Annotated in this window: 18 protein-coding genes; all 18 read left to right on the top strand. The window is 44.4% G+C overall.

Translation table 11 applies throughout. The features are described from left to right. Positions 1-37 precede the first annotated feature (37 nt). Complete coding sequence (locus C6Y45_RS04715) at positions 38-4,339, top strand: PolC-type DNA polymerase III (RefSeq protein ID WP_107583881.1); 4,302 nt, start codon at positions 38-40, stop codon at positions 4,337-4,339. A gap of 158 nt (positions 4,340-4,497) precedes the next feature. Beyond that, entirely contained in the window at positions 4,498-4,968 is a 471-nt protein-coding gene (gene rimP / locus C6Y45_RS04710; RefSeq protein ID WP_107583880.1) for a ribosome maturation factor RimP, read from the top strand. Between the two features lie 24 nt (positions 4,969-4,992). Then, positions 4,993-6,141, top strand: coding sequence for a transcription termination factor NusA (gene nusA, locus C6Y45_RS04705; protein WP_107583879.1), 1,149 nt, complete (start codon positions 4,993-4,995; stop codon positions 6,139-6,141). A gap of 14 nt (positions 6,142-6,155) precedes the next feature. Beyond that, positions 6,156-6,431: an RNase P modulator RnpM gene (rnpM, locus tag C6Y45_RS04700; RefSeq protein ID WP_107583878.1), complete on the top strand. Its 276-nt coding sequence runs from the start codon at positions 6,156-6,158 to the stop codon at positions 6,429-6,431. Continuing rightward, entirely contained in the window at positions 6,428-6,739 is a 312-nt protein-coding gene (locus tag C6Y45_RS04695; RefSeq protein ID WP_425427850.1) for a YlxQ family RNA-binding protein, read from the top strand. Before rnpM ends, C6Y45_RS04695 begins: the two co-directional genes overlap by 4 nt. Before the next feature lie 48 nt (positions 6,740-6,787). Further along, complete coding sequence (infB, locus tag C6Y45_RS04690) at positions 6,788-8,914, top strand: translation initiation factor IF-2 (RefSeq protein WP_107583876.1); 2,127 nt, start codon at positions 6,788-6,790, stop codon at positions 8,912-8,914. Beyond that, entirely contained in the window at positions 8,911-9,192 is a 282-nt protein-coding gene (locus tag C6Y45_RS04685; RefSeq protein WP_107583875.1) for a DUF503 domain-containing protein, read from the top strand. The genes infB and C6Y45_RS04685 overlap by 4 nt, the downstream gene beginning before the upstream one ends. Positions 9,193-9,219: 27 nt before the next feature. Then, the gene (gene rbfA, locus C6Y45_RS04680) at positions 9,220-9,567 is read left to right on the top strand and encodes a 30S ribosome-binding factor RbfA (RefSeq protein WP_107583874.1); all 348 of its coding nucleotides are present in this window, start codon (positions 9,220-9,222) and stop codon (positions 9,565-9,567) included. Positions 9,568-10,150: 583 nt separating this feature from the next. Beyond that, positions 10,151-11,068, top strand: coding sequence for a tRNA pseudouridine(55) synthase TruB (gene truB, locus C6Y45_RS04675; RefSeq protein WP_107583873.1), 918 nt, complete (start codon positions 10,151-10,153; stop codon positions 11,066-11,068). A 17-nt stretch (positions 11,069-11,085) separates the two neighbouring features. Then, positions 11,086-12,015 carry a bifunctional riboflavin kinase/FAD synthetase gene (locus tag C6Y45_RS04670; protein WP_107583872.1) on the top strand — a complete coding sequence of 310 codons (930 nt, stop codon included), beginning with the start codon at positions 11,086-11,088 and terminating at the stop codon, positions 12,013-12,015. Positions 12,016-12,145: 130 nt separating this feature from the next. Then, positions 12,146-12,415: a 30S ribosomal protein S15 gene (gene rpsO, locus C6Y45_RS04665; RefSeq protein WP_107583871.1), complete on the top strand. Its 270-nt coding sequence runs from the start codon at positions 12,146-12,148 to the stop codon at positions 12,413-12,415. Between the two features lie 237 nt (positions 12,416-12,652). Then, positions 12,653-14,743: a polyribonucleotide nucleotidyltransferase gene (pnp, locus tag C6Y45_RS04660; RefSeq protein WP_107583870.1), complete on the top strand. Its 2,091-nt coding sequence runs from the start codon at positions 12,653-12,655 to the stop codon at positions 14,741-14,743. Between the two features lie 87 nt (positions 14,744-14,830). Beyond that, positions 14,831-16,090 carry a M16 family metallopeptidase gene (locus C6Y45_RS04655; RefSeq protein ID WP_107583869.1) on the top strand — a complete coding sequence of 420 codons (1,260 nt, stop codon included), beginning with the start codon at positions 14,831-14,833 and terminating at the stop codon, positions 16,088-16,090. 115 nt (positions 16,091-16,205) lie between these two features. Further along, entirely contained in the window at positions 16,206-17,249 is a 1,044-nt protein-coding gene (asd, locus tag C6Y45_RS04650; protein WP_107583868.1) for an aspartate-semialdehyde dehydrogenase, read from the top strand. A 24-nt stretch (positions 17,250-17,273) separates the two neighbouring features. After that, entirely contained in the window at positions 17,274-18,482 is a 1,209-nt protein-coding gene (gene dapG / locus C6Y45_RS04645; RefSeq protein WP_107583867.1) for an aspartate kinase, read from the top strand. A 14-nt stretch (positions 18,483-18,496) separates the two neighbouring features. Further along, positions 18,497-19,393, top strand: coding sequence for a 4-hydroxy-tetrahydrodipicolinate synthase (gene dapA / locus C6Y45_RS04640; RefSeq protein ID WP_107583866.1), 897 nt, complete (start codon positions 18,497-18,499; stop codon positions 19,391-19,393). 175 nt (positions 19,394-19,568) lie between these two features. Continuing rightward, positions 19,569-21,239: a ribonuclease J gene (locus C6Y45_RS04635; protein ID WP_107584002.1), complete on the top strand. Its 1,671-nt coding sequence runs from the start codon at positions 19,569-19,571 to the stop codon at positions 21,237-21,239. Between the two features lie 652 nt (positions 21,240-21,891). Then, positions 21,892-24,213 (top strand): FtsK/SpoIIIE family DNA translocase, encoded by a 2,322-nt coding sequence (locus tag C6Y45_RS04625; protein WP_107584001.1) that lies wholly within the window; start codon positions 21,892-21,894, stop codon positions 24,211-24,213. The last annotated feature ends 67 nt before the right edge of the window (positions 24,214-24,280 follow it).

The raw sequence follows: 24,280 nt of genomic DNA, 5'->3' as shown, positions 1-24,280 counted from the left end.
AAATATCAGATATATCATAAGAAGGGAGCAGCAGAAGATGTCGATAGAACTTCAAAACCGACAGGAGCGGTTCAGGCTGCTGATGGAGCAGGTGCAGATGCCGGATGATTTCATGAAAAAATATGCGGAAGGCGCCTATATAGAAAAACTGGAAATTCATCAAAAAGATCATAAGTGGAACTTTTTTATTGCTATGCCGAAGCCGCTTCCCTTTCCAGCATTTGAACTTCTCCAGACCCGTATAGTACAAGGTTTAAGCCATATTGCGGAAGTTTCATTATTTCTGCGTTACGAAGAAAATTTTCAGGCTGAAGAATTGATAGAAAGCTATTGGCCGTATTTTATTGAGCGTTTAAGAAGTTCAACAAACGGTCTCATTCAGCGTCTTGAAGCACAGGTTCCAAGAATCGATAACAATCGGATGTATCTCGCAGTAATGAATGAAACAGAAGCGGAAATACTTGAGCGGAGAGTCAAAGCTCCACTTAAGCAGCTTCTTGCCGGAGCGGGTTTTCCGGACTTTATTATTGCTACGGAAGTAAGAGAGGCAAAGGAAGAAATTAAAAGATTTGAAGAGCAGAAGCAGGAAGAGGATCATAATAAAGTCGTCGAAGCGATGCTCGAAAAGAAAAAACAGGAGTCTAAAGCAAAAGAGCTGCAGGACGAGCAGAAAGTTTCTGTCGGCATGGCGATTAAAGATGATCCGGTTGCGATGGAGCAGATTATCGAAGAAGAAAAACGGATTACCGTGCAGGGGTACGTTTTTCATGCCGAAACAAAAGAATTGAAGAGCGGCAGAATGCTTTTAACGTTTAAAATAACGGATTATACTGATTCCCTGCTTATAAAAATGTTTTCCAATGATAAGGAAGACGTGCCTGTGATGGAAGCTGTGAAAGAAGGAATGTGGATTAAAGCGAGAGGGTCCGTTCAGTACGACACCTTCATCCGTGATCTGACAATGATGGCAAGGGACTTTCACGAAATTAAGCCGTACGTCAGAACAGATGAAGCAAAAGAGGAAAGCAAGCGTGTAGAGCTTCATGTGCACTCAACAATGAGCCAGATGGACGCGGTTACTTCTATTAGTGATTACGTAAAACAGGCTGGAAAATGGGGGCACCCTGCCATCGGTCTGACAGATCATGCAGTGGCACAATCCTTTCCCGAAGCGTATGCTGCCGGCCAGAAGCATGGGGTGAAAATTCTTTACGGGCTGGAAGCCAATCTTGTGGATGATGGAGTACCTATCGCTTACAATGCTTCACGACGTGAACTTAAAGATGAAACATATATTGTGTTTGATGTGGAAACTACAGGACTGTCTGCCGTTTATAATACTATTATAGAACTGGCAGCGGTGAAAATTAAAAACGGGGAAGTAATTGATAAATTTGAATCTTTCGCGGATCCTAAAGAAAAACTGAGTCCGACAATTATAGAATTGACAGGTATCACTGATGACATGGTCGAAGGACAGCCTGATCCAGGAGAAGTACTTAAACAATTTTATGAGTGGTGTGGAAATGATATTCTTGTAGCCCACAATGCAAGTTTTGACATCGGCTTTTTAAATGCAGGCTATGAAAAAATCAATTACAGTAAAGTTAAAAATCCGGTAATAGACACGCTTGAAATGGCAAGGATGCTTTATCCCCACTTTAAAAACTACCGGCTGAACACACTGTGTAAGAAGTTCAACATAGAACTCGTTTCTCACCACCGGGCTATATACGATGCAGAGGCGACGGGGCACCTGCTCTGGAAAATGGTAAAGGATGCACTGGAAAAAAATATAACAGTGCACGAACAACTGAACGAGCAGGGATCAGCTGAAGACTATAAGAAGCAGCGTCCTGTCCACTGTACGATTTATGCAAAAACGAAAGAAGGATTAAAAAATCTTTACCGTCTCATCTCGATGTCCCACATTAATTATTTTTACAGAGTTCCACGAATACCGAGATCAGTACTTGTTAAAAACAGAGAAGGACTGATTGTAGGGTCCGGGTGTGACCGGGGGGAAATATTTGAAGGGCTGATGCAGAAGGGGCTCGAAGAAACAAAGGAAGCCGCAGCCTTTTATGACTTTATTGAAATTCAGCCTCCGGGAAATTATGCACACCTTATAGAGAAAGAAATTGTGCGTGACGAACTTGCTTTAAAGGATATATTGAAGCAGCTTGTTAAACTAGGAGAAGAAACAGGAAAACCGGTGGCAGCTACAGGCAACGTCCATTATCTGGATCCTGAAGATTACGTTTATCGAAAAATACTTATCGCTTCCCAGGGGGGAGCCAACCCTTTGAATCGCCAGAGGCTCCCGCAGGTCCATTTCAGGTCAACCGATGAAATGCTGAATGAATTCAGTTTTCTGCCTGAAGAAAAAGCAGAAGAGATTGTAGTTACTGCGACGAGGGAGATTGCGGACAGTATTGACGATATTAAACCGATTCCGGATGATCTTTACACACCTCATATTGAGGGTGCTGATGAAGAAATGCGTCAGCTTTGCTACGATATGGCCAAATCTATCTACGGGGAGGAGCTCCCTCAGCTCGTTATTGACCGGCTGGAAAAAGAATTGACGAGTATTATTTCCAATGGGTTTTCGGTAATCTACCTGATTTCCCAGAAACTTGTTAAAAAATCACTCGATGACGGCTACCTTGTTGGTTCCAGAGGATCCGTCGGCTCGAGTTTCGTGGCTACAATGACTGAAATAACAGAAGTTAATCCTCTTCCGCCGCATTATGTCTGTCCAAACTGTAAACACTCCTACTTTTTCAATGACGGGAGTGTCGGATCCGGATTTGACCTGCCGGACAAAAACTGTGAAAAATGCGGAGAGCTCTACGCAAAGGATGGGCATGATATTCCTTTTGAAACCTTCCTTGGATTTAAAGGGGATAAAGTGCCGGATATCGATTTAAACTTTTCCGGAGCTTATCAGCCGGTGGCCCATAACTATACGAAGGAACTGTTCGGAGAAGACTACGTGTACCGCGCAGGAACGATTGGTACTGTGGCGGAAAAAACAGCCTACGGATTCGTGCGGGGATATGAAAATGACGAAGAAATGCAGCTCAGAGGAGCAGAAATAGACCGGCTCGTACAAGGATGTACAGGAGTCAAACGAACAACCGGCCAGCATCCGGGAGGCATTATTGTTGTTCCTGATCATTTGGACATCTACGATTTTTCTCCTATCCAATTTCCGGCAGATGACCGGGAATCAGAATGGAGAACGACTCACTTCGATTTTCATTCCATACACGATAACCTGCTCAAGCTGGATATACTCGGTCATGATGATCCTACAGTAATACGGATGCTTCAGGATTTGAGCGGCAGGGATCCGAAGACGATTCCTGTGGATGACCCGGAAGTATTTAAACTTTTCAGTGGCACAGAGTCTCTCGGGGTAACAGAAGAACAGATCATGTGCAAAACAGGAACCTACGGTATTCCGGAATTTGGCACACGGTTTGTAAGGCAGATGCTTGAAGAAACAAAACCGTCCACTTTCAGTGAGCTCGTGCAGATTTCCGGACTTTCCCATGGGGCCGACGTATGGCTCAATAATGCAGCAGATCTGATCGCTGCGGGAACATGTGAGCTGAAAGATGTTATAGGCTGCCGTGATGATATCATGGTATATTTAATGTACAAAGGACTGGATCATCCTTTAGCCTTTAAGATAATGGAATTTGTGAGAAAAGGCCGCGGGCTGGAGGAAGAATGGATCGAAGAAATGAAAAAGCATGGAGTACCGGACTGGTATATAGGCTCCTGTTTAAAGATCAAGTACATGTTTCCTAAAGCCCATGCCGCAGCGTATGTTTTAATGGCTGTCCGCATCGCATACTACAAAGTTCATGAACCAATGATGTTTTACGCGGCGTACTTCACGGTAAGAGCAGACGATTTTGACCTTGATACAATGATCCGGGGATCAGCAACAATCCGAAAGAAAATCGAGGAAATTCATGCAAAGGGGCTGGACGCTTCCCCGAAGGAAAAAAGTCTCGTTACAGTACTGGAGCTTTCGCTGGAAATGTGCGAGAGAGGCTTTTCATTCCAGAAGGTGGATCTGTACCGCTCGAAGGCGACAGAATTTCTGGTGGAGGGGGACACCCTTATCCCACCGTTCAATGCTATTACCGGTGTTGGTACAAATGCTGCTCTCGCTGTAGAGAAAGCGCGGAAAGACGGAGAATTCCTATCTAAGGAAAATTTAAGGGAAAGAAGTAAAATCACGAAAAGCGTTCTTGAGAAACTGGACGAGCACGGCTGTCTCGATGAGCTTCCCGACTCCAACCAGCTCTCCTTGTTCTAGTCTGTTTGCATCAGGCAGGTCAATATGGTATATTGTATTTAGACAGAGCGATACGAGCGTAGGGAAGAGTGGGGAAACCCACTCTTTCTTTTGCGAAAAAATCCAATATTTGTAATAAATTTTCCAGTTAACCGTCTGGATCAAGGAGGGAAGAAGTGATGTCCAATCAAATATATGAATCTGTGGAGAAGCTCGTACTTCCAATTTTGGAAGAAGAAAACCTTGAACTCGTGGATATAGAGTTTGAAAAAGAAGGGAAAAACTGGTTCCTTCGAGTATTTATTGATTCTGATAACGGGGTTGACCTTGATGACTGTACAAAAGTCAGTGAGCAGCTCAGCGAGATGCTGGATAAGAAGGATCCAATTGAGCAGGCCTACTACCTGGAAGTCTCATCACCGGGGGCAGAACGTCCTTTGAAAAAGAAAAAAGACGTTGAAAAAGCAGTAGGGAGTAATATTTATGTTACTACCTATGCACCGGTAGAAGGAGAAAAAGCATTCGAAGGTACACTTGCTTCTTTTGAGGACGATGTTCTTAAAATGGAAGTGAAAGTAAAAACCCGGGTAGTGGTATATGAAATTCCTTACAGCCAAGTAGCAAAAGCAAGACTCGCCGTAGCGTTTTAATTTTGAAAGGGGGACATCAGCTCCATGAACAGTGAATTTATGGAAGCACTTGCGACTATAGAAAAAGACAAGGGTATTGATAAAGAAATTATTCTCGAAGCTATAGAACAGGCGCTTATTACAGGTTATAAAAGAAACTTTAATTCCGCACAGAACGTCAGGGTGCAGATCGACCGGGAAGTTGGAACAATTCGAGTCTTCGCACGTAAAGAAGTAGTAGAGGAAGTGTTTGACGCCCGTCTTGAAATTTCTCTGGCTGAGGCTCATGAAATTAATCCGCTTTATGAAGTTGGAGATATCGTTGAAATTGAAGTAACTCCCCGTGATTTCGGGCGTATTGCAGCGCAGACCGCTAAACAGGTAGTTACTCAGCGTGTCAGGGAAGCGGAAAGAGGAATTATTTATTCCGATTTCATTGACAGGGAAGAAGATATTATGACAGGGATAGTCCAGCGTCAGGATCATCGTTTTATTTATGTTGATCTTGGAAAAGTCGAAGCCCTCATGCCGCTGTCTGAACAAATGCCTACAGAGTCATACAAACACAATGATCGTATAAAAGCATTTATCACTAAGGTGGAAAAAACAACTAAAGGGCCTCAAATCATGATTTCCCGCACCCATCCCGGCCTGCTGAAAAGACTATTCGAACTTGAAGTTCCGGAAATTTATGATGGAACGGTTGAAGTTAAATCTGTTTCAAGAGAAGCAGGAGAACGATCTAAAATTGCGGTTCATGCGGAAGATGAAGAGATTGATCCTGTGGGCTCCTGTGTAGGTCCAAGAGGACAGAGAGTACAGACGATTGTCGATGAGCTCAAAGGAGAAAAAATTGACATAGTACGCTGGTCGGAAGACCCTAAAGTATATGTAGCCAACGCACTCAGTCCTTCCAAAGTAGTGAAAGTAACGGTAGATGAAGAAGAAAAGATGACACAGGTTATCGTACCTGATTATCAGCTTTCCCTCGCTATCGGGAAAAAAGGACAAAACGCCCGTCTGGCAGCAAAACTGACGGGATGGAAGATCGACATCAAGAGTGAATCGGAAGCGGAAGAACTGGGTCTGCTTGCGGAGGGAGAAGAAACGGAAAGTATTTCCGGGGAATATGAAGCGTATTCAGCTTCTCCCAACGACGTTGCCGACTGGCTGAATGAGGAAGAAGAAAAGTAAAAGGAGGGGTATGTATGCAGAATAAAAAGACCCCGTTCCGTAAATGCATCGTTACTCAGGAAATGAAGCCAAAAAAAGAGCTGCTGCGAATCGTACGCTCACCGGAAGGAGAAGTCTTTCTTGATCCGACTTCCAAAAAATCCGGAAGGGGAGCTTATATATCCAATGATCAGGCTGTTATTGACGAGGCTGAGAAAAAAGGAATTTTAAGCCGACATTTGAAAACGGAAGTTCCTGCTGAGCTTTATAATGAACTGCGCAGGTATCATCTTCGGAGTCAGTTGAAATAATGGATAAAAAACAATATTCTCTGCTCGGGCTTATGCAGCGGGCCGGAGCCCTGATAACCGGTGAAGAACTCGTCGTTAAGGCTGTGCAGTCCAACAAAGCCAAACTGGTAGTATTAGCGGAAGACGCATCAGCGAATACCGAAAAAAAAATAAGCGACAAATGCCGTTATTATAATATCCCTCTTTACCGGCTGGGGAGCCGTGATGATCTTGGTGCTGCTGTTGGAAAAGAGCGTCGTGTAGTTATAGCGGTAACAGACACCGGATTTGCGGATGCATATCAAAAAAACGAAAAGAAACGGGTCTGAGTCAGCACACAGAGTCGTTTATTAACAGGAACTATAGGAGGTACGTTTATGAAAAAGCGGATTTATGAGTACGCCAAAGAAAAAAACGTTACAAGCAAAGAAGTGATAGACAAACTCGCTAAAATGGGTATTGAGGTTAACAACCACATGAGCGTTATTACCGAAGATACGATCAACAAGCTCGAAGGTAAAACCGGGGACACGGCGGATAAAAAAGTTTCCTCCAATCCTAAACGTTCTAGTGATAACGCTTCTGTCAAAGAAAAAAGTTCAAATAACAATACTTCAGCTAATAAGGGTGCCCGCAAAGGACCCCAGAGCAAAGGACCGCAGAACAAAGGACCGCAGAACAAAGGGCCTCAAAATAATAAGCGGGGCCGTAAAGGCGGAGGCGGGCCAAAACCGCAGAAACCTAAAGCGGCGACACCGGAATATGTAAAATATGAGCTTCCTATTACGGTCGGCGCTTTCGCTGACAAGCTTAACAAAGAACCGTCCGAAATCATTAAAAAATTAATGGGACTCGGAGTTATGGCGACAATTAACCAGGAGCTTGACAAAGACACGGTAGAGCTTCTCGGTGAGGAATTCGGGGTAGAAGTTGAAGAAGAAATTATCATAGACGAATCCGAATTTGAGAATATTATGGAAGAGGACGATCCGGCAGATCTTGTAGAGCGTTCTCCGGTTGTTACAATTATGGGTCACGTAGACCACGGTAAAACAACTCTTCTCGACGGCATTCGGCATACGAAAGTAACTGCCGGTGAAGCTGGCGGTATTACCCAGCATATCGGAGCCTATCAAGTGGAAGAAAACGAAAAGAAAATCACTTTCCTGGATACTCCCGGACACGCAGCATTTACAACAATGCGTGCACGCGGTGCTCAGGTAACCGACATTACTATTCTGGTAGTTGCAGCAGATGACGGTGTTATGCCACAGACTGTGGAAGCTATTAATCATGCCAAAGCTGCAGAAGTTCCGATTATTGTAGCGGTTAATAAAATTGACAAAGAAGGGTCCAATCCGGATCGGGTGATGCAGGAGCTTACCGAACACGGATTAGTCGCTGAAGCCTGGGGCGGAGAAACAATCTTTGTTAATGTATCGGCTATCCAGGGTGAAGGGATAGATGAACTGCTGGAAATGATTCTGCTTGTTTCTGAAGTTGAAGAACTGAAGGCCAATCCAAATAAAGAGGCTTTCGGAACGGTTGTAGAAGCCGAACTGGACCGTGGACGAGGACCGGTTGCTACACTGCTCGTCCAGGCAGGAACATTAAACGTGGGTGATCCTATCGTTGTCGGAAATGCTTTTGGTAAAGTGCGTGCGATGGTGAATGATTTAGGCCGCCGTGTGAAAAGTGCGGGACCTTCCACGCCGGTGGAAATTACGGGTCTCAATAGTGTTCCGCAGGCAGGGGATCAGTTCAAAGTATTTAAAGACGAGAAGAAAGCCCGTCAAATTGGGGAAGCCCGTGCTGTGAAGCATAAAGAAGCGACGAGAAAGGAAAGCTCCAAAGTCAGCCTTGATGATCTTTTTGATCAGATTCAGCAGGGAGAAATTAAAGATATCAATATCATAGTTAAAGCAGATGTGCAGGGATCCGCTGAAGCAATGAAAGGTTCTCTCGAAAAAATTGAAGTAGAGGGTGTGAAAGTAAACATCATCCACACAGGTGTCGGGGCTATTGCAGAATCCGATATCATTCTTGCCGCAGCCTCCAATGCAATCGTTATCGGCTTCAATGTGCGACCGGACGTGAATGCTAAACGTACGGCTGAAGCAGAAAAGGTTGATGTACGTCTTCACCGCGTTATCTATGATGCAATCGAAGAAGTAGAAGCTGCGATGAAAGGGATGCTTGATCCAGTTTACGAAGAAAAAGTAATCGGGCAGGCTGAAGTACGCCACTTGTTTAAAGTGTCACGTATCGGTACGATTGCCGGCTCCTACGTAACTGATGGGAAAATCACCCGCGATTCTTCCGTACGTGTTATTCGTGAAGGAGTAGTCGTTTTTGAAGGCAAGCTAAAAGATTTAAAACGCTTTAAAGATGACGTAAAAGAAGTGGCTAAAAACTATGAGTGTGGGATTACGCTGGAAAACTTTAACGATGTGAAAGAAGGCGACACAATCGAAGCTTATATTATGGAAGAAATTAAGCGGTGACCATAGGAGTGCTCACTTTGGAGGCGGTTATTTATAATGCCGGCTCTCTCAAGGAAAAGCGTTCTGTAACCAAAAGTGTAGCTGATAAAGTGAAGCGGAAGTTTAACGTTTCTTTTTCAGAAATTGCTTATCAGAATGTTTGGCAGCGCGTAAAGTGGGTAGCAGTAACAGTAAGCGGGGACCGTCGTACAGCGGAAAGAGAACTCCAGTCTCTGCTGGATTTTATCGACGGTTTTCCTGCTCTGGATGTTTCCCTGACAGAATGGGAGTGGCTTTAGTAAAGCGACTATACAGGAGTGATTAATATGAGTAACGTTCGTGCAAACCGTGTCGCAGAACAGCTGAAAAAAGAAGTTTCCGCGATTATTCAGCGGGAACTTAAAGATCCACGTATCGGGTTTATTACCGTTACGGATGTTGATGTAACAGGAGATCTTCAGCAGGCGAAAGTTTTTATAACGGTTTACGGAGAAGAAGAAGAAAGAAAGCAGACTTTTGACGGTCTGGAAAAAGCTAAAGGGTTCATCCGTTCCGAAGCAGGGAAGCGGATTCAGCTGCGCAAAACTCCGGAAATTTCTTTTGAATTTGATGAAAGTATCGAACGCGGTAACCGTATTGAGACATTAATCCGCGAAATGAAAGAAAAAGAATAGATTATGGTCAGAGCTGTCCTGAATTCAGGACAGCTTTCTATGTGGACGTTGATGATCTTCCTTTCATATAAGCAGAGGCCTGTGAATGTTAAGATCTCCAGCTATTTCAGAAAAAGTCAGACCACATACGAGCGTTGGGGGAGACAGAGCTATCTATGTTCGCTGTTGGGTTGGAGAAACACTTCGCTACCAACCCCGGCCTGCCGTGGAGGAGATTTTCGGGCAGGCTGCGCCCTATCCTCCAATCTCCTTCTTCCACGGGCTGCTTTCCGCTTCGTTTTTCACAAAAAAGTAAAGTTCTGTTTTCATAGACGCTGCTCTTTAATCTACAAAACCGCCGCCAAGATGATTTTTCGAGACGCCTGCGGAAGCGCGAAGATCCTCCCGGACGGAAGGGACAGCTGCATGCTTTCTCCGCGGCAGGTGTAAAGAGCCGCAGGCAACCTTAAATAATAACCCACGGAGCTTTAACAGAGCTTTAAATAAAAGGAGTAACATTAGATTACATATGTTAACCTTGTAAACAAACAGCGTGTAACAATCAGAAACAGTATAGGTCAGACAGATTGATGGAGGGAAATTCATGGATACAACTGGAGGAATAGTACCCTTATGGAAACCAAGAGGAATGACTTCTTTTGATGCAGTGAAAAGAATCAGGACCATTTACGGAACAAAAAGGGCAGGGCATACCGGGACGCTGGATCCTGATGTCGAAGGAGTACTGCCCATCTGCCTTGAAAGGGCGACGAAACTTGTAGAATATTTAACTGCTGATAAAAAGGTATATGAGGGAGAAGTAACAATAGGTTTTTCAACAGATACGGAAGACGCCGGCGGAAAAGTAATAAAAACTACTCCAATCCAGAAAGCCATATCAGAAAATGAAGCAGATGATGTGCTCCTCCGGCTCACCGGTCGAATAAAACAGGTGCCGCCGATGTATTCTGCAGTTAAGATAAAAGGAAAAAAGCTGTATGAGTATGCAAGGGAAGGTATCGAAATTGAAAGGCCCGAACGTGAAGTGACCATCTATAAGCTGGAGCGTCTGACTGCTGTGAAAAACACGGAAGACACAGCTTCTTTCTCTTTCAGGGCGGAATGCAGTAAAGGTACTTATATACGTACGCTGGCAGTGGAAATCGGGGCACGACTCGGCTACGAAGCACATATGTCTTCTCTTATCAGGACATCTTCCGGTTCTTTTCGGGGAGAATCCTGTGTTACACTGGAAGAGCTGGAAAAGATGGATGATCCGGAAAAAGCGTTACTGACAGTTGAAGAGGCGGTTAAACACATTCCTTCTATTACAGTAGCACGTGAAGATGAGCTAAAAGTCCTTCAGGGAGCTATTCTTCCACTTCCGGACGTACAAAAAATTGCAGATGCACCTTACTTCGGTCTGTATAATCGTAAGCACGAGCTGCTCGCTCTTTATAAAAAAGATGAAAAGCGGGCTGGGAAAATGAAGCCTGAAAAAATGATACGTATAATGAACTGATAATTGAGGTGTCGCTTGTGGAAACAATCAAATTGGCTTATCCTGCAGTTTCTGGTGACTACCCGGCGGCTTGTGCTGCTCTGGGTTTTTTCGACGGAGTACACCGGGGGCACAGAGACGTGATCGAAACTGCTGTGAGGATTGCAGAAAAAGATAATTTAACGCCGGCGGTAATGACTTTTTATCCGCATCCTAAAGAAGTGCTGCGTGGAACACCGGCAGAGTACCTGACTACTCTTGAAGAAAAGAAGCAGCTTCTGCAGGATCTGGGAGTAAAGATACTTTATCTCATACAATTCGATGAGAACTTTGCTTCTCTGTCACCTCAGGAGTTCGTCGACGAGTTTATTATTAATTTAAATATAAGGCACGTCGTGGCAGGGTTTGATTATTCTTACGGTCACAAAGGGAAAGGCAGTATGGAAGCGTTTCGGTTTCATTCGAGAAATCAGGTGGAAGCCACCACAGTAGCGAAATTCGCTGAAAATGAAGTGAAAATAAGTTCCACTGCGGTGAGAGAAGCACTTAAAATGGGAGATGTCGAAAAGGCGGCACTGTATTTAGGAAGGTTCTATAAAGCTTCCGGAAAAGTAATTACCGGAGAAAAGCGTGGTCGGACGATAGGATTTCCAACAGCTAATGTAGAGCCGCCGCCGAAACTGCTGCTTCCAGCTCCTGGAGTATATTCTGTAGCAGCAGAGATCGAAGGGCAGCGTTTTCCTGGTGTTGCAAATTTAGGATATAAACCTACTTTTCATGAAAATGGCCATTCACAGACATTGGAAGTCCACCTGTTTGATTTTGACAGTGATATTTACGGCAAGGAAATACAAGTTGAATTTCATGCACATATACGGGATGAAAAACGGTTCAATTCCGTAGAAGAACTCATTAATCAAATTAATAAGGATGCTGAAACAGCGAGAAACTATTTTCTGGACAAATAATCTGACCGGTTGCAAAAAATAGAGATTTCATGTATATTAGGTGAAGTCGGAACCAATGCTTGGCAAGACGATTCACCAACGTCAGCTAGGCACTTGGCGATTATTTTTAAATTTTTAGGAGGTGAAATGGATGGCACTTACTCAAGAGCGTAAAAATGAACTCATCAGTGAGTTCAAAACGCACGAAAATGACACTGGATCCCCGGAGGTTCAGGTAGCTATCCTTACAGAACAGATCAACACATTAAACGAGCACCTGCGTACTCACAAGAAAGATCACCACTCTCGACGTGGTCTTTTGAAAATGGTAGGTCAGCGCCGTAACCTTCTTACGTATCTGCGTAAAAAAGACGTAACGCGCTACCGTACACTTGTGGACAAGCTGGGTCTTCGTCGATAAGGTACTGAAGCGGGAGGCTTACTCCCGCTTTTTTTTATGCATATATACATACTGCTGTGCTTTTCTTCCCGGGGCATTTTTGATATGATATATTAGGATGTGGGCAGAAGAGAGCGCAGCTATTTTCCGCGTTTACATATGGCATAACTATGCTGAATATGAGTAGCCGGCAGAGGCGGGCCGATTCCAACCGGAGCCTTCCGGCTGAAGATGTACGAAGAGAGGAGCAATACAAAAATGTCAACTGAATCAAAGATTTTTTCTACAGAATGGGCAGGCCGTAAACTTTCGGTCGAAATTGGCAAATATGCAAAACAGGCAAACGGAGCAGTGATGGTGAGGTACGGTGATACCACTGTTTTATCCACAGCTACTGCCTCCAAGGAACCGAAAGATCTTCCATTCTTTCCACTGACTGTAAATTACGAAGAACGTCTTTATGCCGCGGGTAAAATACCAGGCGGTTTTATCAAGCGGGAAGGACGTCCGAGTGATCATGCAGTTTTAACGAGCCGTCTGATCGACCGGCCGATACGACCTCTTTTTCCTGACGGTTTCCGAAACGATCTTCAAGTTATCAGCATGGTAATGAGTAACGACCAGAATTGTTCTCCGGAGATGGCTGCAATGCTTGGTTCGTCACTTGCAGTGAGTGTTTCCGACGTTCCTTTTGATGGTCCTATTGCCGGTGTTACGGTAGGACGCATTGATGGAGAATTCATGATCAATCCGAGTACGGATGATATGGAAAAAAGCGATATTGAATTAATCGTAGCCGGTACAAAGGATGCTATTAATATGGTGGAAGCGGGAGCTGAGGAAGTTCCTGAGGATGTAATGCTTGAAGCTATCCTTTATGGTCATGAAGAAATCAAAAGACTCGTGGAATTCCAGGAAAAAATTATTGAAGAAGTCGGCAAAACTAAAATGGAAGTTCAGCTTGTTAAAATTGATGAAGCTCTCGAAGAAGAAGTTCGCAGCTTCACAGGAAACAGGCTGACGGAAGCGGCTACAGTGATCGAAAAACAGGCACGCGAAACGGCAATTCAGGAAGTATTTGACGATACTCTGGAACATTTCGCTCCAGAAGAGGATACAGAAGACCGTTCGAAGGAAGTAAAGGAAGTTCTTAATAAGCTCCTGAAAGAAACAGTACGTAAGCTTATAACGAAGGAAGGTCTTCGTCCTGACGGAAGAAAAGTTGATGAAATTCGTCCTCTTGCCTCTGAAATTGATATACTTCAGCGCACCCACGGGTCAGGGCTGTTCACACGCGGTCAGACTCAGGCACTGAGTGTATGTACACTCGGCCCTCTTGGTGATATGCAGGTACTTGATGGACTGGGAATTGAAGAATCAAAAAGATTTATGCATCATTACAACTTCCCTCTTTTCAGTGTTGGGGAAACCGGACCGATCAGAGGACCTGGACGAAGGGAAATCGGTCACGGAGCACTCGGGGAACGTGCTCTCGAAAAATCGATTCCTTCGGAAAAAGATTTTCCTTATACGATCCGTCTTGTATCAGAAGTGCTTGAATCCAACGGCTCTACTTCTCAGGCGAGTATTTGTGCCAGCACACTTGCAATGATGGCAGCAGGAGTTCCGCTTAAAGCTCCGGTCGCTGGAATTGCAATGGGACTCGTTAAACATGAAGAAGATGTGGCCGTACTCACCGATATTCAGGGAATGGAAGACGCCCTTGGTGATATGGACTTTAAGGTAGCCGGTACAAAAGATGGCGTCACTGCTCTGCAGATGGATATCAAGATTGAGGGTATCGATAAGCAGGTACTTGAAGAAGCTCTTTCCCAGTCTAAAAGAGGCCGTCTTGCTATTCTTAAAAACATGCTGGATGCCATTCCTGAAGCCCGTTCAGAACTGAGTGAATATGCTCCTAAGATCATGATGATGTCCATTAATCCGGACAAAATCCGTGACGTTATCGGACCGAGCGGAAAAACAATCAACCAGATTATCGACGAAACTGGAGTTAAAATTGATATTGAACAGGATGGCACTGTTTATATCGCTTCTTCAGATGCCGAGGCAAATGAGCAGGCCAAAAAGCGCGTCGAAGATCTGGTGAGAGATGTGGAAGTCGGCCAGACTTATCTGGGAAAAGTAAAAAGGATCGAAAAATTCGGGGCTTTTGTTGAGCTTTTCAAAGGAAAAGACGGACTTGTTCATATCTCTCAGCTTGCCAATGAAAGAGTAAACAAAGTAGAGGACGTTGTAGCCATCGGAGACGAAGTTCTCGTAAAAGTTACAGAAATTGATAACCAGGGACGTGTAAATCTTTCGAGAAAAGTAATGCTCGATAAATAAACTTATATTTCCGCCAGAAGAGATTCTTCTGGCGGATTTTTAAAACCGGCCCGACAGAATAAGCCGCAGTTTAGTGGAGGAATCGGAATGAAACGTTTTGTACTGGATAATGGAGTAAGAGTAGTGCTGGAACCTAACAGCACCGTGCGTTCAGTCGCACTGGGTATATGGATTAACACAGGTTCCCGGTATGAAAAGGCTGAGGAAAACGGAATGGCCCACTTTATTGAGCATATGTTTTTTAAAGGCACAAAAAATCGCAGCGCGAAAGAAATAGCAGAAGCTTTTGATTCGGTGGGTGGATATGTGAATGCTATGACTTCCAAGGAATATACTTCTTATTACGCTAAAGTTTTGGATACTCATGCAGAAACAGCTTTGGATATTCTTGCAGACATGTTCTTTAATTCTGAATTTAAAGAAGAGGAAATGCGCAAGGAAAAACAAGTAGTTCTTGAGGAAATTTACATGTATGAAGATGCCCCTGATGATCTTGTACATGAACTTCTTGCAGAAGCAGCCTACGGAAGCGACCCCCTTGCTTCACCGATACTTGGAACAGAAGAAACATTGAAAGGTTTTACGAAAGAAAAGCTGGATCAATTTATGAAAGAACATTATGCGGCGGATCAGGTTGTTATTTCTGCAGCCGGCAACATTGATGAATCATTTGTTGAAACAGTCGAATCCTATTTCGGAAACCTTGAAAAAGGCCGTTCGTTCAGGGAACATCCAAAGCCGGTTTTCAGAAGCGGACAGATTGTTCGCAAAAAACAGACAGAGCAGGCTCATTTTTGTCTTGGATATGAAGGGTATGCCCTGGGAGATGAAAAAATGTATGCTCTCGTGCTCATGAATAACGTTCTGGGAGGCAACATGAGCAGCCGTCTTTTTCAGGAAGTCCGTGAGAACAAAGGACTCGCCTATGCTATTTTCTCCTATCACGAAGCTTTTCGTGATACGGGAATATTGACCGTCTACGCAGGGACTCAGGAAAAATATCTGGATGAAGTTTTTGATATTACAGCCGCTGCCATCTATGATATTTCCCGTAATGGAATAAGCGATAAGGAGCTGCGGAACGCAAAAGAGCAGCTGAAAGGAAGCCTGCTGCTGAGCCTGGAAAACACGAACAGTCATATGAGCAGAAACGCGAAAAATGAACTGCTGAAAGATCATCGTTCCATCGATGAAGTGGTAGAAAAAATCGAAGCAGTATCTATGGATAAAATAAAAGAAGTGAGCCGGGATCTTTTATCCAAAGAACCTGCAGTTTCCCTCGTAAGTACAAGCGGAATTCTGCCAGTCTCCCTTAGAAAGACTACGGGCGAGTTAGAAAAGCGGTGATGACAGCCTCCTATGCTGATTTATCAAGATTAACCGGAAGTGCAATTGTGAGCTTCCATTGTTACAATTAATGCTGTGTGATTATAGACTAAAATTCGGAAGGGGTACGTTAGATATGACGAAAACTTTTAATGTAGCAGTACTTGGAGCAACCGGAGCTGTAGGGGAACAGATGCTGAAAACACTGGAGCGTCTGGATTTTCCTATAGCATCCCTTAAACTGCTTTCTTCCAAACGGTCGGCCGGTAAAAAAATCAAATTCAAAGGAGAAGAAATTACGGTGGAAGAAGCGAAGCCTGAATCTTTTGAAGGTATTCAGCTTGCTCTGTTTTCCGCAGGTGGATCCATCTCCAAAGCGCTGGCGCCGGAAGCAGTTAAGCGGGGGGCGGTCGTAGTGGATAACACCAGTGCGTTCAGAATGGATGAAGAAGTTCCCCTCGTGGTACCGGAAGTTAACGAACATGCGCTTCAAAATCATAAAGGTATTATTGCCAATCCGAATTGTTCTACAATTCAAATGGTTGCGGCACTGGAGCCTGTCAGAAAGGAATTCGGCCTGAAAAAATTAATTGTATCCACTTATCAGGCGGTATCGGGTGCTGGATCCGAAGCTGTCGATGAAATGTATGAGCAGTCGCGCCAGATTATGGACAATGAAGAAATCGATCCAAAAGTCCTTCCGGTGTCGGGTGACAAAAAACATTACCAGATAGCCTTTAATGCTGTTCCACAAATTGATGTATTTACAGACAATGGATTTACTTTTGAAGAGATGAAGATGATTAACGAAACAAAGAAAATCATGGAGGACAGCAGTATTAACGTTGCTGCTACATGTGTCAGGCTCCCAGTGGAAACTGGCCACTCGGAATCTGTTTATATCGAAGTCGAAAAAGACGGCCTTGACGTATCCAGACTGCAGGAATTGATGAAAGATGCTCCGGGAATTACGCTTCAGGACGATCCTTCCCAGCAGATATATCCTCTGGCAGCTGATTCCAAAGGAAAAGACGATATATTCGTAGGAAGAATCCGACAGGATCTGGACGAGAAAAAAGGTTTCCACTTATGGATTGTATCCGATAACCTATTAAAAGGTGCAGCTCTGAATTCCGTACAGATTGCTTTTTCTCTCGTGAATACAGGTCTGCTAAAATAACCTGAAAGCCGAAGGTGACAGAGAATGAAGATCATTGTGCAGAAATTTGGAGGGACTTCCCTTCAGACTGAAGAACGCCGGGGCCGATGTGCTGAGCATGTAGCTTCGGCGCTCCGGGAAGGTTATAAAGTGGTGGTCGTAGTGTCTGCTATGGGGCGCTCGGGAGACCCTTACGCTACTGATTCTCTGTTGGAAATGGCCGGGGGCACCCCCCCGGACGTTTCACCAAAAGAGCAGGATATGCTGATGGCCTGTGGAGAAACCATTTCCGCCGTAGTGTTTTCTTCTATACTACAGAAAAAAGGAATTAAATCGGAGGCCGTAACAGGTGCTGAAGCTGGATTCCGTTTGACGGAAAAATTTGGGGACGCACGCATCCGTGAGATGAAAACAGATCATCTGGAAGAATTGCTGGAAAAGATGGATGCAGTAGTTGTAACCGGATTTCAGGGACAGACTCCCAAAGGCCACACAGCAACACTGGGACGCGGAGGATCAGATACATCTGCTACTGCGCTTGGAGCCGCCCTTGAAGCTTCCTATGTCGATATTTTTACTGATGTAAACGGGATTATGACTGCAGATCCACGTGTCGTTAAAAATGCCAAGGCGCTGAGCGTCATTACATATGGAGAAGTCAGCAATATGGCTTATCAGGGAGCAAAAGTTATACATCCACGTGCGGTTGAAGTAGCTATGCAGGCGGACATTCCTATTCGTATTCGCTCCGCCTCTGAGGAGGGGGGAGGTACATTGATTACTTCCAGCACTACCAGTATACGGGGGAAAGATTTGGAAGAGAGGCCTGTAACAGCAGTCACACATGTAAAAGATGTCGTTCAGCTGAAAATTAATAACCCGGATGATCCGGCCCGTATATTTGAATGCATGGCGGAGGAGAATATTTCTGTAGATTTTATTTCTATTCATCCTGAATTTATTACTTTTACCGTACCTTCCCATATAAGGATTAAGGCGGAAGACTCTTTACAATCAGAAGGTTATCACGTAACATGGACTGACCGATGTGCGAAGATAGCAGCCGTTGGTGCAGGAATGAGCGGAGTACCGGGCATTGCCGCACGGATTGTAAAAGCGTTGAAAGATAAAAATATACCGATTATGCAGTCAGCAGATTCCCATACAACGATCTGGGTTCTCGTGAAGGAGAAGCATATGCTGGACGCTGTAAATGCCCTGCATGATGCGTTTTTGCACGAATTGTGCCCTTAAAAGGAGGAAGAAGTATGAATTTAGGAAATGTAGTTACAGCGATGGTGACCCCTTTTAATAAAGAAGGCAGGGTGGATAATGCCAAGCTGAAAGAACTCATGGATGTACTGATTTCCCGTGGAACTGAAGCCGTAGTTGTCGGTGGCACGACCGGAGAATCGGCCACGTTAAGCATGGAAGAAAAAGCAGCACTCTATAAAGCGTCTGTTGAAGCCAGTGGGGGCAGAATTCCAGTTATAGCCGGCACGGGCATGAATGATACCCATGCAACAGCAGAGCTGTCCCTTCAGGCTCAGAGGGATGGTGTGGATGGCATTATGCTGGTAGCTCCCTACTATAATAAACCTTCCCAGCAGGGCCTTTATGAACATTTTAAAACGATAGCTGATCAGCTGACGCTCCCGGTTATGCTTTACAATGTTCCGGGACGAACAATGGTAAATATGCTTCCGGAAACTACAATAGCTCTTTCTGAGGTTCCCAATATTACTGCTGTGAAGGAAGCGAGCGGCAATCTTGACCAAATAACTGCAGTTATTGCCAACACACCACCGGAATTTAAAGTGTATTCTGGTGATGACAGCCTGACGCTTCCTGCTGTTGCTGTAGGCGCGGATGGCATTGTTTCGGTTTCCAGTCATGTAATCGGTTCCGAGATGCAGGACATGATTCAACTGTACAGATCCGGCCGTGTGGAAGAAGCGGCGAAGCTTCATCAACGGCTTGTACCATTTATGCAGGCTATGTTTATCGCGCCGAGTCCTTCGCCGGTAAAAACAGCTCTTCATATACAGGGTATTGATACAGGAGGAGTCCGCCTGCCCCTCATACCACTTTCACAGACTGAACGTGAAATAGTTGAACATGCGCTCAATGAGGCAGCTGGAATCTCCCGCTTTCCGTCATCTTGATGAAAGTATAGTGAAGGCGTCATGACGTAAGGTCATGGCGTCTTTTTTATGGGAAACAACGGGCAGAGCAGGAAATATTTTATCTGCAGTGCTTGTAGTAGAAAACATACTTCATGTATACTTGTTTCGAGAGGCAGAGAACGGGCTTGAATATATAAAACAGGAGGAACATTCATTGTCAAATCAACAAACAGAAAAAATACGTATATTCGCCCTCGGCGGATTGGGAGAAACAGGAAAAAATCTTTACGTTGTGGAACTGGATGAAGATATTTTTATTCTCGACGCCGGGTGCATGCATCCCGAAGATGATATGCTCGGAGTAGATATCGTCATTCCGGATACAAGCTACCTTATAGAAAACAAAGACCGGGTAAAAGCTATTATACTGTCCCATGGTCACGAAGAACATATTGGAGCGGTGCCTTACCTGCTGCGGGATTTGAAAGCTCCGGTCTACGGTTCAAAGTTCACCCTTGCACTGCTGAAAGATCAATGTGATGAAATTAAACTGAAAAAACGTCCGAAATTTCACGAAGTCCACGCCGATTCCAAAATAAAAATTGCCAAAACGCCGGTAAGTTTTTTCCAGACTAATCACAGCATACCGGATTCTCTCGGAATTGTGATTCATACTTCACAGGGACCGATCCTTTACACTGGAGATTTTAAATTCGATCAAAATCCGGTGGATGGAAAAACAATGGACATTGATAAACTTACTGAAATTGGTTCCAAAGGCGTTCTATGTCTTCTCTCGGACAGCAGTAACGCGGAAACCCCGGGTTATACTCCGTCGGAATCACTGGTCGCAGAGGGATTGAAAGAAGCTTTTCATGAAGCGCCCAAAGCAATCGTCGTGTCCACTGTAGCATCAGATATACATCGTATTCAGCAGGTTATAAAAGCTGCTGAAAATCAGGAAAGAAAAATTGTCGTTGTAGGAAAGGACATCGAAAGAGCGACTTCCATTGCTCTCGATATGGGCTATTTGACAGATGAAAATGAAACTTTCATCAATAAAAAAGAAGTTAAGCAGAGCGCGCGCGAAGATCTGGTTATTCTGACTACGGGAAGCCAGGGCGAACCTGTGAGCGAACTCGCACGGATGGGCAAAGGCTCCCACCCGCTGTTTAAGCTTGAAAAGAAAGACCGTGTTGTAATTTCGGCTATGCCGAATCCGGGCAATGAGAAACTTGTTTCCCAGCTGATCGATTCAATTTCCCGGACAGGAGCAGACGTTGTTTACGGAAAAACGAAAAAAATTCACGTTTCCGGCCACGCGAGCCAGGAAGAATTGAAGCTGCTTCTGAATTTAGTCAAGCCCCAGCATTTTATACCTGTAAGCGGTGAATTCCGTATGCAGTATGCTCATAAACAGCTTGCAGAATCTGTTCATGTGGAAAAGGACAACATTTATCTGCTGGAAAAAGGAGAGATTGCTGAGTTTTCTAAAAGGAAAGGAAAACGTACTAATAAAATTCCTTCCGGGCACGTTCTTATCGATGGCCTTGGTGTGGGAGATGTAGGTAACATTGTGCTTCGGGACCGCAGACTTCTTTCCAAAGACGGTATACTTGTCGTCGTTGTTACACTGAACAAAAAACATGATAAAATTCTCTCTGGACCGGATATTATTTCAAGAGGATTTGTGTACGTAAGAGAATCAGAAAAATTGATTAAAGAAGCGGAGGATCTTGTGACGAAGTCTCTCGGAGAGGCGATGGAACAAAATCAGACAGAGTGGTCTCAGCTGAAAAGTCATGTGCGGGACAAACTAAGCCGCTATTTATATGAAAAAACAAAACGCCGTCCGATGATTATGCCGATTATTATGGAAGCCTGATAAAATTTCCGTTGCGGAGATGTTCCCCATGCCCGAGCCGGCATGGAGGATATCTCCTTTTTATTTTATTCTGTAACGGAAGTTAACGAAAACCACTGGAGCAGAAACTTCAAGTAAGTAGTCGAAGTTTGTTGATTAAATGATTAATGCAGAATATTTATTCCAGTCATTGTATAACCCCCTTCTCTTACCGAGGCTGGGTAGTGCCCCTCTTATTTTGGACACTCCTGCGTTTAAGAAGGGATTCTTATGGCAGTTGGGAAGTTCACGGAACAGGAAATAATAGTGCCGGTTCCACCGGACGTTACGCAGCTGGAGCCATTTCTTTATCAGAAAACGGCTTTTTTAAGGATATTTTCTAGAAAAGAAAACTTTTTTGCTTTCCCTGCAGCAGACGCACAGGCGACTCCTGGGCGATCCAGGAAGGCGTAAGCAGAGCAGCATAATCCATACATGAAAAAACACTTTATCAACAGCCTGAAACTTCAATAATGAAGTTGCGATCGCAAGAGAAAATTAAGAAGACAGTAACCGCTGGAATCATGATAAAAAGCAGAGCTGCTTTTACATAGAGTGTCTGCGTGGTAAAATAATAAGAGAAAAACAAACGTTCGTAAAGTAAAGCTGAAATAAAGGAGTGCTCACTTTGGCAGTGAAATCTACAAAAAAGAAACCAGGGCGTCCGGCCAGAAAGACGACAAAAAAACATCAACAGTGGAAACAGGCCCTCATAATAGAAGTTACCGGGCTCTTTCTGCTCATTATTTCAGTTGTGATACTTCTCGGATTGGGACCTGCAGGTGAAGCAGGAAGATCTGTTCTCCGCTTTATTTCAGGAAGTCTACACCCTGTTTTAAATGCAGGACTCGTTTTATTTTCACTGTTTTTTATGTGGAAAAGGAGACTTCCAGAATTATGGACAAGAAGAGCTGCAGGAATATTCGTGACTTCTTTAGGGTTAATGATGCTGTTCCATCTGCCTCTACATAATTATCTTCCCGACAGCAGTTTTCAGACTCCCTTTCAATACTATATAAACAATTTCGGGAATCCTCAGAGTGTTTCCGGAGGGATAATAGGGGCTGCTTTATTTCAGACGGCCTATCAGCTCATTGCCGCGGCCGGCGCTGTGCTTCTCGGTATAGGTATTACGGCTTCGGGGCTGATTATATTAACAGGCAGGTCATTTGTAGAAATTTTAAGGCAGAGCAGTGAAAAGCAGAAACCGTTCTGGAAAGGACTGCTGGATAAAACTACTGCTATTTTTTCAAGATTTCAATCCGATATGAAAGAACGGTGGAAAAGCAGAAAAACAGAAGCAGTCAAGAATCCTTCACAAGAAGCAGAGCAGGACCCACCAGAAGCAAAGCAGAAAGAAAATGTTGAAGAGACAGAAAACAGGGAACCGGAAATATACGACTTTACAGCCAATGCCTACGACCCAATTGAAAAATCACCGGAACCCGCACCAGTAGAGACTAACGTGGAATCCGGACATACAGACGAAAGTAAAGAAGGGGCGTCCCTTGTCGTTCAGGAACAGGAAAATGTGGATTATCAGCTTCCTTCACCGGAACTTTTGCAGACACCTGTCAAGCAGTCCCAGGCGAAAGAACATTCGCTTCTTTCCAAAAATGCCCGTAAGCTGGAAGAAACGCTCTCAAGCTTTGGTGTTTCTGCAAAAGTAACGAAAGTACATCTCGGGCCTTCCGTGACAAAGTATGAAGTTTACCCTTCCACCGGTGTAAAAGTCAGTAAAATTGTAAATCTGACCGATGATCTGGCACTGGCTCTTGCAGCTAAAGATATCAGAATGGAAGCTCCTATACCTGGGAAATCAGCTATTGGTATCGAAGTTCCGAATCAGGATGTTTCACTCGTTACGCTGAGGGAGGTACTTGAATCCCCGGGTATGAAAACGAAACAGAATCCGCTGGCTATCGCACTCGGACGCGATATATCGGGAGATGCAGTGATGGCAGAATTGAACAAAATGCCGCATCTTTTGGTGGCCGGTGCTACAGGAAGCGGAAAAAGTGTGTGTATTAATGGAATAATTGTGAGCATCCTGCTGCGGAGCAAGCCGCATGAAGTTAAGCTGATGATGATTGATCCTAAGATGGTGGAGCTGAACGTGTATAACGGTATTCCACATCTGCTGGCTCCTGTAGTTACTGAGCCTAAAAAAGCTGCCCAGGCGCTGAAAAAAGTTGTTAGTGAAATGGAACGGCGCTATGAACTGTTTGCTTCTACAGGTACCCGTAATATTGAAGGATACAATCAGCATATCATGAAGGAAAACGAAAACCGTAAAGAAGATCCTTATAACCCGCTTCCTTATATTGTAGTGCTTGTGGATGAACTTGCGGACCTTATGATGGTAGCTTCCGGAGAAGTGGAAGATGCTATAACAAGGCTTGCCCAGATGGCACGTGCGGCAGGAATTCATCTTATTATAGCGACACAGCGTCCATCCGTTGACGTTATTACAGGAGTAATCAAAGCTAATATACCTTCGCGTATCGCTTTCGGTGTGTCCAGCTCCACGGATTCCAGGACTATCCTGGACAGCAACGGAGCAGAAAAACTGCTTGGAAAAGGAGATATGCTGTTTATGCCCGTCGGTTCCAACAAAGCTACCCGGATTCAGGGAGCCTTTCTCGGAGATGAAGAAGTCGAAAGCGTTGTTCGCCACTGCATTGAACAGCAGCAGGCTCAGTATGCCGAAGATATGATACCTTCAGATGTACCTGATAAAGAAATGGGTGAGGCGGAAGACGAACTTTATACGGATGCAGTACAGCTTGTAACTCACATGCAGACTGCTTCAGTTTCTCTCCTCCAGAGAAGATTCCGTATTGGATACTCGAGGGCCGCAAGATTAATAGATGAAATGGAACAAAGGGGAGTAGTCGGCCCGTACGAAGGCAGCAAGCCCCGGGAAGTTTTGGCAGCCCGTTCTGAAGAATCTTGACCGATGAAGAATTAGTGACAGGGCTTTTTTCGTGATAAAGTATAAAATAATAAATCAGACGGGCAGG

This window comes from Alkalicoccus saliphilus (assembly GCF_003044065.1).
In the GTDB taxonomy this organism is placed as follows: Bacteria; Bacillota; Bacilli; order Bacillales; family Salisediminibacteriaceae; genus Alkalicoccus; species Alkalicoccus saliphilus.
This window is presented reverse-complemented; position numbering and strand designations above follow the sequence as displayed.

Bases quoted from the DNA above. Each gene is read 5' to 3' on its own strand.
- C6Y45_RS04715 (WP_107583881.1), top strand. From the start codon at position 38: ATGTCGATAGAACTTCAAAACCGACAGGAGCGGTTCAGGCTGCTGATG.
- rimP (WP_107583880.1), top strand. From the start codon at position 4,498: ATGTCCAATCAAATATATGAATCTGTGGAGAAGCTCGTACTTCCAATT.
- nusA (WP_107583879.1), top strand. From the start codon at position 4,993: ATGAACAGTGAATTTATGGAAGCACTTGCGACTATAGAAAAAGACAAG.
- rnpM (WP_107583878.1), top strand. From the start codon at position 6,156: ATGCAGAATAAAAAGACCCCGTTCCGTAAATGCATCGTTACTCAGGAA.
- infB (WP_107583876.1), top strand. From the start codon at position 6,788: ATGAAAAAGCGGATTTATGAGTACGCCAAAGAAAAAAACGTTACAAGC.
- rbfA (WP_107583874.1), top strand. From the start codon at position 9,220: ATGAGTAACGTTCGTGCAAACCGTGTCGCAGAACAGCTGAAAAAAGAA.
- truB (WP_107583873.1), top strand. From the start codon at position 10,151: ATGGATACAACTGGAGGAATAGTACCCTTATGGAAACCAAGAGGAATG.
- rpsO (WP_107583871.1), top strand. From the start codon at position 12,146: ATGGCACTTACTCAAGAGCGTAAAAATGAACTCATCAGTGAGTTCAAA.
- pnp (WP_107583870.1), top strand. From the start codon at position 12,653: ATGTCAACTGAATCAAAGATTTTTTCTACAGAATGGGCAGGCCGTAAA.
- C6Y45_RS04655 (WP_107583869.1), top strand. From the start codon at position 14,831: ATGAAACGTTTTGTACTGGATAATGGAGTAAGAGTAGTGCTGGAACCT.
- asd (WP_107583868.1), top strand. From the start codon at position 16,206: ATGACGAAAACTTTTAATGTAGCAGTACTTGGAGCAACCGGAGCTGTA.
- dapG (WP_107583867.1), top strand. From the start codon at position 17,274: ATGAAGATCATTGTGCAGAAATTTGGAGGGACTTCCCTTCAGACTGAA.
- dapA (WP_107583866.1), top strand. From the start codon at position 18,497: ATGAATTTAGGAAATGTAGTTACAGCGATGGTGACCCCTTTTAATAAA.